The following is a 14,809-nucleotide window of genomic DNA, read 5'->3' as shown; positions in this document are numbered from 1 at the left end:
ACCCTTTTAATTATGATATATTTTGCAAACATTCGCCGGAGTGGTGGAATGGTAGACACGAAAGACTCAAAATCTTTTGTCAGCGATGGCGTAAGAGTTCAAGTCTCTTCTCCGGTAGCTAAGCTTTCTCAGTGTTTGAGAAAGCTTTTTTTATTTAACAACGCGTTTTGTATGTGACCGACTTGAACTCTCGCTCGGTTACCCTCGCTCTGAGCCGATTGTAGGATAATCCTAAAACGACCCTTTCGGCTCGTTTTTTTACGGATTTCCGATTATCGGCTAGTTCAAGTCTCTTCTCCGGTATACGAACGTCGTAATAAAAACTTCCAACTTCCGAACGTGGCTTACGTTCGTTTAACATTTGCAGAGCAAATGTTGTTTGGGAGTTTTTTTTATTTAACTCAACACAACTTACAATTGTCAGAAGACTTGAACTCGTCTTCCCACTAATCGAGCTCCGGCACCATGTTGCAGCATAACTTATGGTAGTCTACAGACTCGCGCATGTGGACGGGGCGGATTTTTTCGCTTTGGGCCAGGTCGGCGATGGTGCGGGCGACTTTAATGCAGCTGGCGGTCAGGCGGGGGGAGAAGCCGTAGCGGTTGATGGCGGCATTAAGGACACCCTTGCTTGCGTCTTCCTGAATGCAGAACTGAGCTATTCCTTCAGGTCCCAGTTTGGCATTTTTCATATTCTGACGGCGCATCATAAACTTGATGCCGGCTGCAATCTTTTCTCTGATTTCAGCAGTTGTTTTCAGTTCTTCACGGGACTGATTTTCACTGTTAATGCCGTCTTCCTCGTTATCAACAAAAACCCGCAAATCAATTCGGTCTAAAAGTGGGGCAGAAAACTTTTTCCAGTATTGTTCGACGCTTTTTGCGCTGCAAAGACAGATTTTTGTTTTTGATCCGAAGTTGCCGCAGGGGCAGGGATTTACTGCCATAAAAAGCTGGAAGTTGGCCGGGTAAGTTGTAGTTCTTCCTGCCCGGCAAAGACTTATGCTGCCGTTTTCAAGCGGCACTCTCAGCATCTGCAGTACAGTGCTACGGAATTCCGCTGCCTCATCCAGAAAAAGGACACCATTATGGGCCAGGGAAATTTCACCCGGACGGCAGTTTACCCCGCCACCGCAAATGCCTTCTATACTCGCCGTCTGGTGGGGAATACGGAATGGCGGCAGTCGTATAAGCGGTTGGCTCGGTTTTATCAGGCCTGCTATCGACCAGATGCGGGTAACGGAATGGGCTTCTTCTATTGTCATTGCAGGATTTATCGCAGGAAATTTCTGAATTGCCATGGTTTTTCCGCAGCCGGGCGCCCCTAAAGCCAGAAGGTTGTGTCCTCCGCAGGCAGCAATCTCAAGAGCCCTTATCAGTTTGTACTGGCCTTTAATGTCAGCAAATTCAAAGCCTTCCAAATCTTCCTGAAACAAAATACCGTCAACCTGGCTGCAGCCTTTAGGAACAAAATCTTCAGATTCATTTTTTCCGCTTCCTGTTTTATAAAAAGAAATATCTTTCAGAGCTCGGACAGCATTTTCAAGGGAATCTGCGCCGTAAACCTGAACACCGCTTACTTCACGGGCTTCATCAGCATTCTGTTCCGGGACAATACAAATCCCGATTCCGCAGGAAGCTGCCGTAGAAACCGCCGCATTTACTCCTCTAATCGGACGGATTTTTCCTGAAAGCTCCAGTTCCCCCATTACAAGAACAGGAGCCTGGATAAAATCCATTTCGCCGTTTTTCTCAGCATTAGCCGCAAGAACCGCAAGGGCAATCGGAAGGTCAAAGCCGGCGCCTTCCTTTTTCAAATCAGCAGGACTAAGGGAAATCAAAACCCGCTCCGGCGGAAAATCAAAGCCGCAGTTTCTGATTGCTGCCTGCATTCTTTCCCTGGACTCCTTTACCGCGCTGTCTGCCAGCCCTACAATATCAACAGCGGGAATCCCGCGCCTCAAATCAACCTCAACATTAACCAGTGCCCCTTCATAGCCAAAGGGAGAAAACGAAAAAATCTTCATATTAAAACCTCTATATATACACTCCCTCTGACATTGTTGTTTTGACAAAAATTTTGAAAAAAAATTTAAGAAGTTTTAATAATTTTTCAGAGATTACTTTATCTTTGTATTGGCCTGCTCGCCCTCTTGCAAAAATTTGAGATTTTTTTATAATTTTTAAACTTTTTTGCAAATTCTGTGTTATATTAGTAGATACGATATTTTACGCTTTTGATTTGCAAGTTAGTTAATACATCAAAGTAAAAGTAGGAGTTCTTTGTGAACAAACATGATTTTCCAAAAATCCATTTTTATGATCAGGATTTTGTAGACATTTATAATAAAACATGGTCATGGGTTTCTTCATTCTGGGTTAATCCGGCAAACGGTGAACAGGATACCGATAACGGTCTCTTCGTATACCCGGAAAATTCAAAATTTATTGTAAATCAGTTTGAGTCAATCTTTTCTACTTTCTTCTTAGTTTATTCAAACAGAAATTTTGATGCATGCAAGAATATTGACTATTTTTATGCCCGCCAGGAAGAAAATGGCGCTATCCGCTGGAAGTATGATGCCGTTACAAATTCACCGGTAGTGGACTCTTTAAATCCAGAGGGTGTCGGTCTGCCTCTTTTTGCTTTTGCCGAATTTAACCTCTATCATAAATCTGCAAACAAACGCCGTATTAAAGAAGTTATGCCAACTTTGCAGAAATACATGGCATGGCTGGATGAAACTTTCAAGCAGGAAAACGGACTTTATGCAGTTCCTCACGTTGCTTCATCAATGATAAATTCACCTCGCGAAGGCTGCTACTATCCTGTTGACTTCAACGCTTGTATGGCCGTTAACGCTTCTTACATGTCGGCTCTCGGCGATATTCTCAACGACAAGGATTTGAGCTTCCAGTACCGCAAGATGTATTTTTCTTTAAAAACCCGTATCAATTCTTTAATGTGGGATAATGAAACTGGTTTCTACTACGATCTGGACAAAAATGAAAACCGCCTGAACGTAAAGACAATTGCAGCTTACTGGACAATGCTTGCAGAAATCCCTAATGCTGATAAAGCTGATTTGCTTGTAAATCATTTGAACGACCCTAAATCATTTGGAACAGAGCATCCTTTCCCAAGCCTTAGCGTTGATAACCCTAACTTCAGCGAAGAAGGAAACGGTTACTGCGGTAGCGTAATGCCTGCCTTCAACTTTATGGTAATTAAGGGACTTGAACGCTACGGTCAGCTTGAACTTGCCCGCGAATGTGCAATCCGTCACCTTTACTTTGTTCTTGAAACTCTTATGCCAAACGAAGAAAACGTTCCTGGCGACCTTTACGAAGCATATCTTCCTGGAAAAGACGGTAAGGCTTCTATGAAGGATGATCCTTCATTTGCCCGACCACGCTATCTTTTGACTGCAGCACTTTCTACAATTGCTTTGATGATTGAAAACGTAATCGGACTTTCAATTTCTTTGCCGCGTAAGACTGTAGACTGGATTATTCCTAACCTTGAAATCATGGGAATTGAAAATCTTTCCCTCAAGCGAAACCTTATCACAATTCTTAGTAATAAGAGTACCCGCGGTTGGGAAATCCAGATGGAAAGCGAAAAGCTCTACTACTTTACAATCAATATCTTGAATCAGAAGAAGAAGACTCTTCCTATTCCTTCAGGAAAATGTTCTATGCTTATTGATAAGCTATAATTTCTCGCAGGAGGCGGCTTAGTGTCAGCACCAGAATCAGTTATTGAAATAGGTTCTACAGGAGTTCGCCTTCTTGTAGCAGAAATTACGCCAGACAGAAAACAGAATATCCTTGACCGCTCGGACAATCCGCTTCCAATCGGAAAAGATGTATTTACGAGCGGAGCTATCAGTCAGGAAACTCAAAATCAGTGTATTCAAATCTTAAAACGCTATAAGGAACAGCTTGCGGGCTGGGGAATCACTCCAGATAAGGCAATTTGTATTGCAACTTCAGCCTTCCGTGATTCAAAAAACTGCGACCCGGTAATGGACCGTATTCTTGTTCAGACTGGTTTCCGCGTAAAAATTGTAGACGGAATCGAAGAAAACAAACTGATGTACCTTGCCGTTTCAGACTGCCTTAAAGATCAGCCGGTAGATTTTAAAAATGATAACACTTTAATTCTGAACGTAGGCGGCAGCTCTACCGAAATCATGATGATGTCGGGCGGAAAAATGGCCGGAGTTCACTCACTTCGTCTTGGAACCGTGCGAATTGAACATCAGATTGGCGGTCAGATTGCTTCTTACCATGATATCCGCCGCTACGTAGAAGAATCCATCAACAATACAAAGGAATCTCTGGAAACTGAACTGAACTTTAGTGACGTTAACCAGTTTATTGCCGTGGGTCAGGATATGAACCTTGCGGCTCTGCTTGTAGGCCATCCGATTTCTACCTTCCTTTGGGAAATCGATATTGAACGCTTTCATGAATTCAGGCGAGAAGTTCAGGATTATTCGGTTGATGAAATGGTAGGACGTTTCCGTATTTCCTATTCAGAAGCTGAAACTTTGCAGGTAAGCCTTTTGATTTATCAGCTCTTCTTGAACCTGACAAAGGCGACAAAAATCATCGTTCCTGAAACAAATATCCGCCACGGAATAATTTTGAATAAAAATCCTGCCCAGAACGAACTTTTGCAGGATGAATACAACATGCAGATTCTTGCTTCGGCAAAAAATCTTCTCAGAAAGTATCACGGTGACCAGAACCATGCAGAATGTGTCCGTATGATAGCCGTAAAGATTTTTGACTGCCTGAAAGATGAAATATCACTGGAAGAGCACGCAAAAATGCTGCTGGAAATTGCCGCCCTTTTGCATGACGTAGGAGTTTTCATCAAGTTTGCCCATCATAATTTCCACAGCGCCTATATCATTCAGAATTCAGATATTTTCGGACTTACAAAACGTGAAATTTCGATTGTTGCCGAGATTTCAAAATATCACCGGGGAAGCCAGATGCCTCAGGATGAAGAAAATTTCCTTATGATGCCGCGTTCCGACCGTATGTTGATTTTAAAACTTACGGCAATTTTGCGTATTGCAGATGCCATGGACCGCGGACATATTCAGACTTTTAATGATATTTCTGTAAAATTGCAGCAGAATGCGCTTTTAATTACTACAAAAAATTCTAAAAATCCGGTTCTGGAGAGAATTGCCCTTCAGGAAAAGGCCGGAATGTTTGAGAGCGTTTTTGGTTATAACGTAATTCTGGTTTAAATTGGATAGAAGAGGAATTCTCAAAGGCTTTACGGAGGCAGAGATATGGAAATCAGATATTTTAACAGAGAACTGAGCTGGCTTGAATTCAATGCCCGCGTTTTGTATCAGGGTTTGAGAAAGGAATTGCCGCTTCTGGAACGTTTGCAGTTTCTTTCTATTGTAACATCTAACTTTGACGAATTCTTTCAGGTTCGCGTTGCTTCTGTAAAACGCGCCTTGTACGAAAATCCTGACCTTCCTGATGTTTCGGGGCTTACTCCAAAACTTCAGCTTACAAGTATTTCTGCCAGAGCTCATCAGATTATCCGTGAGCAGCAGAACTGTCTTATGAACGATGTTCTGCCGGAACTTGCAAAAAACGGCCTTGTTTACATTCCGCCGGAAAAATACACACAGAGCCAGAGCGAGTTTATCAGTAAAATTTTTAAAACTGATATTTATCCGCTTTTGACACCGCTGCGTACAGATACAGAGGCCTTTCCTCATATCAAAAATCTTGCAGTTTATGCAGCCTTCCTTTTGACTCCGATTGAAGGAATTAAAATGGAAAAGGGTGGTGAGGCGCTTAAGGGCAGCGATGAGGTTCCGCGAATTGCCTTTGTTGAAATACCTGACGGAATTTCTCATATCTACTGGCTTCCTAGTGAAAATAAAAATGAAAAACAGTTTGCACTGCTAGGAGACATTGTTTCTATATTTGGTACCTCGCTTTTCCCTGGCCTTGAAGTTGAACAGTCCATGCTTTTTAAGGTTGTTCGTGACGCAGACTTTGCAGTTGATGAAGATGCCGGAAATAACTTTATTCACGCCATGGAAGATGTTCTTATTCAGCGAAAATCTTCTTTCCCGGTTGCAATGATTTGTAATGGAAAAAGTCCTGAACTTTTGAAATTCCTGAAGGAAAAGCTTGAACTTTCTGATGAAGATATTTATATGGCAGACGGCCTTTTGAATCCTGGTGTTCTTATGGGACTTAGAAGCATGGATGAAGACGGAAAGATGTCTTTTGACCGCTGGGAGCATTTTTATCCCTGCGATTTGCCGGAAGACCAGCCTTACTGGGATACTCTTAAACTTCACGATAAAATCCTACACGTTCCTTACGAATGTTATGACCCTGTAGTAAAGATGATAAGTGATGCAGCTGACGACGACAATGTTCTTGCAATAAAAATGACCCTTTATCGTACAGGCGGCGATTCTCCGATTATCAAGGCACTTGAGGCAGCTGCGGCCCGCGGAAAGCAGGTTGTCGTTCTTGTAGAGCTTAAGGCCCGCTTTGATGAAGAGCGCAATATCGCCTGGGCAAATGAGCTGGAGCAGGCCGGCGTTACCGTAATTTACGGACTTGTAAATCTTAAGGTTCACGCAAAAATCCTTATGATTGTGCGACGCGAAGCAGATACAATCCGCCGTTACGTTCACCTTGCAACCGGAAACTACAATCCAAAAACTGCAAAGCTTTATTCAGATATTTCGCTTTTTACTTCAAATCCTGGAATTGCAAGCGACGCTACAAATTTCTTCAATCTGGTAACAGGCTATTCAACCCTGCAGAAGATGACTTATCTTGGAATGGCGCCTGTTACAATTAAATCCCGCCTTTTGAGCATGATTCAGCGTGAAATTGAAAGAAGCACGCCGGACACACCGGGGCTTATAATCGCAAAAATGAACAGCCTTACCCACGAGGAAGTTATCAACGCTTTGTACAAGGCAAGTCAGGCAGGCGTTAAGGTTATGCTCAATGTCCGCGGAATCTGTATGCTGGTTCCGGGCGTGCCTGGCATGAGTGAAAATATCACAGTTACTTCGATTGTAGACCGATATCTTGAACATTCCCGCATTTTCTATTTTGAAAATGGCGGAAATCCTGAACTTTATTGCGCCTCTGCCGACTGGATGAGCCGCAACCTTGACCGCCGAATCGAACTTATGTTCCCGATTCTAGATAAGGATGCCTTCAAGGAAGTTAAGATGATTTTGGACACTTACTTTGAAGACAATACCAACGCTCAGGTTTTGCAGTCGAACGGAAGCTGGCTGCCTGTTGAAAAAGGAAAGGCTCCTTTCCAGGCTCAGGCCGAACTTTACAAAATCTACAAGAAACGCGCAGAAAAGATTGCCAAGAAAGAACAGACAGAATTTATTGTCCGCAGAAAGTAGTTATTTTTAAATTTTCGCTTGACAACAAAGCAAAATCCTCTTATTATGTTACTATAAATAGAAACATAAAACCTTAGGGGGATAAATATGAAAAAAATTATACTTACAGCTATGGCAGTTTCTCTCTGCCTTTCTTCACTTTCTGCTGCAAAAGCTAAAAAAGCAAAGCAGGTAAAAATCGGTATTGCAAAAATTGTTCAGCACGTTGCTCTTGATGACGTTGAACGCGGTGTAATTGATGCAGTTAAGGCTGCCGGAATCGATGCAAAATATGACTTGCAGAACGCAAACGGCGATGTAAATACAGCTAACCAGATTGCGGCTCAGTTCCGCGACGAGCGCGTAGACGTTGCAGTTGGTATTGCAACTCCAATCGCAATCGCACTTGCAAATACAATGAAAGATACACCAATCGTATTTGGTACTGTAACAGATCCTCTTGGAGCTGGCCTTGTAAAAACTCTTGAACACGGTGAACGCAACATCACTGGTATGAGTGACGAGCTTCCTTCAGTTGAACACATCAAGCTTTTCAAGAAAATCACAGGAATCAAAACTCTTGGTTACATTTACACTTCAAACGAAGACAACTCAATTTCAGGTCTTGAACTCGTAAAAAAAGGCTGTAAAGAAGCTGGTCTTGAACTTGTAACTCAGTCAATTTCTACTTCTGCTGAAGTTCGTCAGGCTGCTGAAGCAATCGTAAACCGCGTTGACGGAATCTATCTTACAACAGACAACACAGTATTCAGCGCTCTTCCAAGTCTGGTAAGCGTTTTCAACAAGGCTAAAAAGCCAATCTTCTCTGGTGACGTAACTGGTGCTAAAAACGGCGGCTGTTTCATGGCTAGCGGCTTCAACTACTACAAGGCAGGTTACGCAACTGGTGAAATCGTAGTTCAGATTTTGAACGGCAAGAAACCATCAGAAATCCCGGTTCGCTTTATGACACAGCCAAGTGATTCAGATTTGCTCTTTGATTTGGACGTAGCAAAGGCTTGCGGAATTACAATCCCAGAAGAATACCTCAAACAGGCGACATTTATTATCGAAAATGGTAAACTTACAGAGAAATAAGACTGCATTATAAAAAAATGGCGCCAGGGAGTGTGTCGCAGGCCAAAAACACTCTGATTACTGCGACCGCGTAAGCGGTCAGTCCTATAGTTACTTTGCAGTAATCAGCGTGTAGCGCGATATCGCGCGGTTTTGGTCTACGATACACGACCGGAAGCCATTTTTTTATTGGTGTTTGATTTTTTTATCAGTGAGTTTTCCATGTTAGAAACAATTCTTATCGAAGGCCTAATCTACGGAATAATGGTTTTAGGCCTTTTTATTTCCTACAGAACCTTAAATTTCTGTGATATGACAGTAGACGGCGCATTCCCGATGGGCGGCTGTATTCTTGCAGCCTGCCTCTTGCACGGAGTTCCGCCGTTTTTTGCTCTTATTTTCGCTTTCTTAGGCGGCTGCGTAGCCGGACTTTGTACAACATTTTTGTACACAAAACTCCGCATCCCTGATCTGCTTGCCGGAATCCTTATGATGACAATGCTTTATTCTGTAAACCTCCGCATCATGAGTAATCGTGCAAACGTTTCTTTCCTCCGCATTCAGACTTTGTTCTCCCGCATTCAGGACTTTTTTGCAGATAAATTTCCTTCTTTGCCAGGCGATACAGGAATTTTGATTTTTTTAATCATCTTTATCGTGATTTTTAAGGCCGTTTTGGACCTTTTCTTCCACACAGATTTGGGACTTACAATGGGCGCCCTCGGTTCAAACGAGCAGATGATTGTATCGCAGGGTGTAAATCCTCAGATTGTTCGCGGAATCGGCGTTTGCGTTGGAGACGGCCTTGCAGCCCTTTCTGGTGCCTTTACTGCAATGTATAACGGTTTTGCCGACGTAGGAAGCGGAACCGGCGTTATTGTAAGCGGCCTTGCTTCTTTGATGCTTGGTGAATTCATCATCCGCTCAAATAAGATTCAGTATCAGACTTTGCGCGTTTTGATTGGTTCGATTATTTACCGTGCCCTCATGCTTCTTGCCCGCCGCTACGGTCATTTTATTCACCTTACACCAAACGACCTCAAGCTGATTACGGGTCTTCTTATCATAATCTGTCTTATTATTGCAAACATGAAAGGCAAAACTGATTTAAAAAAACACCTTATGCGCCCTGCAAAATGCGGCACAAAAGGAGAGCGAAAATGTTAAGACTTGAAAATATCGGAATTACTTTCCATGCCGGGACTCCGGATGAAAATACAGCACTTAAAAACATCACTCTTACAATCAATAAGGGTGATTTTATCACAGTAATCGGTTCAAATGGTGCTGGTAAAACGACTCTTTACAATCTGATTGCAGGAACTTTGAGCCCTACACAGGGAAAAATCTTCCTGGACGACAACAATACAGAGCACGAAATTACAGACGATGCAGAATACAAGCGCGCTTCATATATCGGTCGTATTTTCCAGAATCCTCTTTTGGGAACAGCCGGAAAAATGAGTCTTGAAGACAACATGGTAATCTGCAGCAAAAAAGGCTGGAAGGGCTTAAAAATCAGTCTGAACAAGAAACTCCGAGACGAGTTTAAGGAACAGCTTAAAGTTCTGAACATGGGACTGGAAGAACGTCTTAACGACAACGTAGAACAGTTTTCGGGCGGTCAGCGTCAGGCTCTTACCCTTTTGATGGCGGTAATGTCTAAGCCGGCACTTCTGCTTCTGGACGAGCATACAGCTGCCCTTGACCCTACAAACGCAGCTTTAATCATGAAGCTTACCCGAAAATTTGCAGAGGAATACAACCTTACTGTAATGATGGTAACCCACAACATGCAGCAGGCTTTGGACTACGGTAACCGGCTTTTGATGATGGACGGAGGCGAAATCATCTATGACGTAAGCGGAGAAGAAAAGCAGAAGCTTACACTTGATGACCTTGCACAGAAGTTCCGCGAAATCAAAAAATCCGGAATGACCAACGACCAGATGGTGCTTCAATAATTGTAATATTCTTTTATTTTTAGATTTCTGGTTTTCGTTAGGGCGGATTTTTAGTATAATAATTGGCTATTATGAATTACGAAAATCCGTTGATTGTACAAAGTGACCGAACTCTTCTTTTGGATGTGCATGCACCGCTTGCAGAAGAATGCCGAAATGCGCTTATTCCTTTTGCCGAGCTTGAAAAGTCACCGGAGCATCTTCATACTTACAGACTTTCTCCGCTTTCTCTCTGGAATGCTGCAAGTGCTGGATTTTCGGCTGATGATGCGGTAGCGGTGCTGGAAAAATATGCCCGCTACGATGTGCCCCAGTCTATTCCCCAGTGGATTCAGGAAATCTCAAACCGATTTGGAACTTTGCGGCTTATTCCTGGGCCTGAAAAAGAAACAGAGACTAAAGACAAAGACGGAAAACCAATCATAGAAAAATATCTTTATCTTACTGCAAAAACTGCACCTGTTTTTAAGGAAATCGGGGTAAATCCTGCGGTAAAAAAATATCTTTGTGCTTCAACTTATGTAGAGCCACAGGGAGAGGACGGAGCTCAGAAGCTTTTGACTCCGCTCACAGATGATGAAAAACAGTATTGCTTTCTGCTTCATCTTACAGACCGGGGAACAATCAAACAGCTTTTACTTCAGGCTGGCTGGCCGGTAAAGGATGAAGTTGTTCTTCAGGATGGTGAACCTCTTGATGTTAGCCTTCGGGAAAAAACTTCCAGCGGAAAAGACCTTGTTATTCGCGAATATCAGAGGGGAGCGGCACATGCCCTTGTTGGTGACAAGGGACCCGGAACTGGCTTTGGAACAATCGTTCTTCCATGTGGAGCTGGTAAAACTGTTGTTGGCATGACGATTATGGACATGCTTAAAACAAGTACACTGATTATTACCACGAATATTTCTGCCGTTCACCAGTGGATTGATGAACTTTTAGATAAAACAAATCTTACTGCTGACCAGATTGCCGAATACACCGGTGAATCTAAGACAATCAAGCAGGTTACGGTTGCAACTTATCAGGTTTTGACCTGGAGGCCGGATAAGGAAGGTCCTTATCCTCATTTCAGTATTTTCCACGAACGCCCATGGGGGCTTATTATTTACGATGAAGTTCACATGCTGCCGGCTCCGGTTTTCCGCGTAGTTGCCGAGCTTCAGGCTGTGCGCCGTGTCGGCCTTACAGCAACTCTTGTCCGCGAAGACCATTGCGAAGGCTACGTTTTCAGTCTTGTAGGCCCTAAGCGCTATGATGTTCCATGGAAGGAGCTTGAACGCGACCACTGGATTGCAACTGCCGAGTGTATAGAAGTGCGCATTGACCTTCCTGTAAGTCAGGAAATTGATTACGCGGTTGCGACTGTCCGCGAAAAGCACAAGATGGCAAGTCAGAATGTGGAAAAACTTCCGGTTGTAGAAGAAATCATAAATACTCATCCGGAGGATAAAATCCTTGTAATTGGGCAGTACCTTGAGCAGCTTGATCAGATTGCAAAGAAAATCGGGGCGCCGATTATTACCGGTAAGGTTCCTAATGCTGAACGCGATAAGATTTATGCCGACTTCCGAAGCGGAAAAATCCGCGTGCTTGTAGTTTCTAAAGTTGCAAACTTTGCGATTGATCTTCCTGATGCCAGCCTTGCCATTCAGGTAAGCGGAACTTTTGGAAGCCGTCAGGAAGAGGCTCAGCGTCTTGGACGAATTCTCAGGCCAAAAGAAAGAACTTCGCGTTTTTACACTTTGATTACACGCAATACTGTAGAAGAGGAGTTCGGCTCTAACCGTCAGAAGTTCCTTGCCGAACAGGGCTATCAGTATAGAATTGTGCGCTATTCGCCGGGCTGCGAGCTCTAGGCAGGAGGACGCTAAATGGAAAATACCATTAATACCTGGGCAGAAGCAATTTCTGCCCTGCCAGATAAAGATTTTTTCAACCTCATGCGTCTTTATCTGGGAAAAATCCAGACTCCTTACAACAAGCAGCGCCTTGCAAGCCAGCTGGCAAGTTTTTTAAAGACTCCTAAAAATACAAAGGCAATCCTTACACTTTTAACCGCAAAAGACCTTGAGTTTTTGAGCGCCGTTTATTTTATGGAGGGAATTGATAAGGAAGCCTTTCTTCAGTTTTTTACCGGCAGCTACCAGATTTCAGAATTCTATACCAAGCTTGCAAATCTTCGCGACCGCCTTTTAATTTATTCTGTCACAAAGGACGACGGAAAAACTTATCTGCTTTTGAATCCGGTAATTCTGCCGTCTCTTGAACCTCTTTTGAATATAGAAGAACTTCTTCCGCGACCTCAGGTTATGAACCTTAATATGGATGATAATTTTGTCCTTACTCAGGAGTTTTTGGCCTCATTTATCTGCTGCGTTAGAAACAATACTTTTACCCTGAAAACTGACGGCTCGCTGAAAAAGAACGCTATAAACCGTCTTGAAGAGATTTTTCCCGGCCGCGAAAAGTGCATGCAGCTTTTGATGACAGCTTTTTTGAACCTGGGACTTTTCCACGAAAGCAAGAAAGTTGATGTTGATGACGATAAGCTTTTAAAATTTGCAAAACTTTCTCCCAAGCAGCAGTACGCTTTCCTTTGCGCCGCATCTTCTACCCACTTAAGCCGCGAAGGCCTTAGAAAGCAGTCGCAGCTTTTGCTGGACACTATTGCATCAATTCCGCAGGATGGCCTTACAGAAAAATCAATTCTGCGCCTTGCATTTATTCTGGGGCAGAAAGGTGATAGTGCAGGGGCAGGCTCTGCCGCTCTAAAAGGCCGCTTTGCCCAAATTCTTGAAGCTGCCCGCGCCCAGCAAAAGCCGGAAGATGCCGCTCAGAACAAGGATTTCCTTGACCGCATGATGGATTCAGCAGTGGAATTCGGTTTTATTCAGAAAAAGGGATTGAGTACTGACGGTGAGGAGATTTATACTGCTGCAGAATTGCAGGCTCTTGCTCCTCAGAACATTAAGCCTGTAAATATTGAATCTGCATTTTCTGTTTCTTTGATGCCGGGACTTGCTCTTTCCTCACTTTTGCCGCTTACACATTTTCTTGATGTAAAAAGCTATGGAATTGTAAGCCAGTTTGAAATTACAAAAACTTCTGCTACCAGCGCCTTTGATTCGGGCATGGATGTAGAGAAAATCTTCAAAACTCTGGAAACTTTCTGTCCTTACGAAATTCCGCAGAATATGAAGGTGAATATTCAAGAATGGTATAATTCCTATTCTGCTGCGGTTTTGTATCACGGTTTTGTGCTGAAGGTTGCAAAAGAGAATATTGCCTTTGCGGAAAACAATCCTAAAATCCAGAAGTACGTGCAGGAAAAACTTACGGACGGAATTTATCTTTTGAATCTGCCGGAAGACATAAACATCAATGCTTTCTTTGAAGAATGCGGGCTGCCTGCAAAAAATTTAAAGACTGCTGTTACAAAGGCCGAGGTACTTGATTTTCCTTTGCTGAGAGATGGAAGAAAGCCGGCGTTTGTGAACGGCGCCGGGCACGTGGATGGAAGACTTGGAGTACGCAGCGAAAGCTGCCCTTCATCTTCAAATGCTGAAGAAGCAGAAAATCTCCTTGTTAGCCTGGAAAAAAAGCTTGCAAGTATGGAGCTGGATAAAAATCAAAAGGAAAATCTTGCCAACCGAATTAAAAATCGCCTGATTGTAACGGCTGAACAGCTTTCAAGCGAAGCTGTCCGGACGGAAATTCTTGAAGCAGATGGAATGGATTTTACTGGTAAATTTTATTTGATTGATGCGGCGATAAAAGAGGGTGATCTTGTTGAAATCAAAATGCCGCAGGCAAATGGCGCCGGTTATTCGACAATTGTGGGAACTCCACGTAATCTTGAGCGCATGGAAAGCGATGCGATTTTGACTCTGGCATTAAAGGATGAAGAAGAGCATTTGAATATCAATGTGAGCCGGATTACGCATTTGAGGCGGCTGCATTTTTAGACGGCAGCGGGCCGGAGAATTGAAGGGCGGCGAAGCCGGTCCGAAGGACTGAGCGGATAGCGAACCCTGAAATTGAACTGAACCCAATTTTTTGGACAGTTTTTATGCTACCAGTTTTTCATTACGAACATCAACAGGTGTCCGATAATTAAGGACACCTGAATCTCTTTCATAATTAAAATAATAAATGTAATGTTCTAGTTGTTCCAGAAATATTTCAACTGAAGAAAACTTATTAAGATAAAACCATTCTGATTTCAAGGTTCCCCAGAAGTTTTCAATTACTGCATTATCAAGGCAGTTTCCTTTTCTGGACATACTTTGTACAGCGCCTTTTTTTCGCAGAAAGTTTTTGTATGAAATATGTCTATAATGCCAGCCATGA

Annotated in this window: 10 protein-coding genes and 1 tRNA gene; 9 read left to right on the top strand and 2 right to left on the bottom strand. The window is 43.1% G+C overall.

Features of this window, described 5'->3' with window-relative positions:
• Positions 1-34: 34 nt before the first annotated feature.
• Positions 35-117: transfer RNA gene (locus T530_RS0111400), tRNA-Leu, on the top strand.
• Between the two features lie 329 nt (positions 118-446).
• On the opposite strand, the gene T530_RS0111395 is transcribed toward T530_RS0111400, so the two are convergent.
• Positions 447-2,027 (bottom strand): YifB family Mg chelatase-like AAA ATPase, encoded by a 1,581-nt coding sequence (locus T530_RS0111395; protein WP_027729122.1) that lies wholly within the window; start codon positions 2,025-2,027, stop codon positions 447-449.
• Positions 2,028-2,285: 258 nt separating this feature from the next.
• On the opposite strand from T530_RS0111395, the gene T530_RS0111390 reads away from it, so the two are divergent.
• From T530_RS0111390 to T530_RS0111355, 8 genes are all read left to right on the top strand, one after another.
• A complete protein-coding gene (locus T530_RS0111390) occupies positions 2,286-3,719 on the top strand; it encodes a trehalase family glycosidase (RefSeq protein WP_027729121.1) in 1,434 nt (477 codons plus the stop codon).
• A 21-nt stretch (positions 3,720-3,740) separates the two neighbouring features.
• On the top strand, positions 3,741-5,270 hold the full coding sequence (locus T530_RS0111385; protein ID WP_027729120.1) for an HD domain-containing protein: 1,530 nt from the start codon (positions 3,741-3,743) through the stop codon (positions 5,268-5,270).
• Between the two features lie 45 nt (positions 5,271-5,315).
• Positions 5,316-7,439, top strand: a complete 2,124-nt coding sequence (gene ppk1 / locus T530_RS0111380; protein ID WP_027729119.1) for a polyphosphate kinase 1 — start codon at positions 5,316-5,318, stop codon at positions 7,437-7,439.
• Between the two features lie 87 nt (positions 7,440-7,526).
• On the top strand, positions 7,527-8,516 hold the full coding sequence (locus T530_RS0111375; protein ID WP_027729118.1) for an ABC transporter substrate-binding protein: 990 nt from the start codon (positions 7,527-7,529) through the stop codon (positions 8,514-8,516).
• Positions 8,517-8,717: 201 nt separating this feature from the next.
• Entirely contained in the window at positions 8,718-9,662 is a 945-nt protein-coding gene (locus T530_RS0111370; protein ID WP_027729117.1) for an ABC transporter permease, read from the top strand.
• Positions 9,656-10,459 (top strand): ABC transporter ATP-binding protein, encoded by an 804-nt coding sequence (locus T530_RS0111365; RefSeq protein WP_027729116.1) that lies wholly within the window; start codon positions 9,656-9,658, stop codon positions 10,457-10,459. The genes T530_RS0111370 and T530_RS0111365 overlap by 7 nt, the downstream gene beginning before the upstream one ends.
• A 71-nt stretch (positions 10,460-10,530) precedes the next feature.
• Positions 10,531-12,315, top strand: coding sequence for a DNA repair helicase XPB (locus tag T530_RS0111360; RefSeq protein ID WP_038074592.1), 1,785 nt, complete (start codon positions 10,531-10,533; stop codon positions 12,313-12,315).
• A 15-nt stretch (positions 12,316-12,330) separates the two neighbouring features.
• Complete coding sequence (locus tag T530_RS0111355; RefSeq protein WP_027729114.1) at positions 12,331-14,424, top strand: helicase-associated domain-containing protein; 2,094 nt, start codon at positions 12,331-12,333, stop codon at positions 14,422-14,424.
• Between the two features lie 102 nt (positions 14,425-14,526).
• Here the strand turns inward: T530_RS0111355 and T530_RS0111350 are convergent.
• A partial coding sequence (locus T530_RS0111350; RefSeq protein ID WP_038074589.1) for an IS3 family transposase occupies positions 14,527-14,809 on the bottom strand: 283 nt, incomplete at its 5' end.

It is taken from the genome of Treponema sp. C6A8 (genome assembly GCF_000619925.1).
In the GTDB taxonomy this organism is placed as follows: Bacteria; Spirochaetota; Spirochaetia; order Treponematales; family Treponemataceae; genus Treponema_D.
This window is presented reverse-complemented; position numbering and strand designations above follow the sequence as displayed.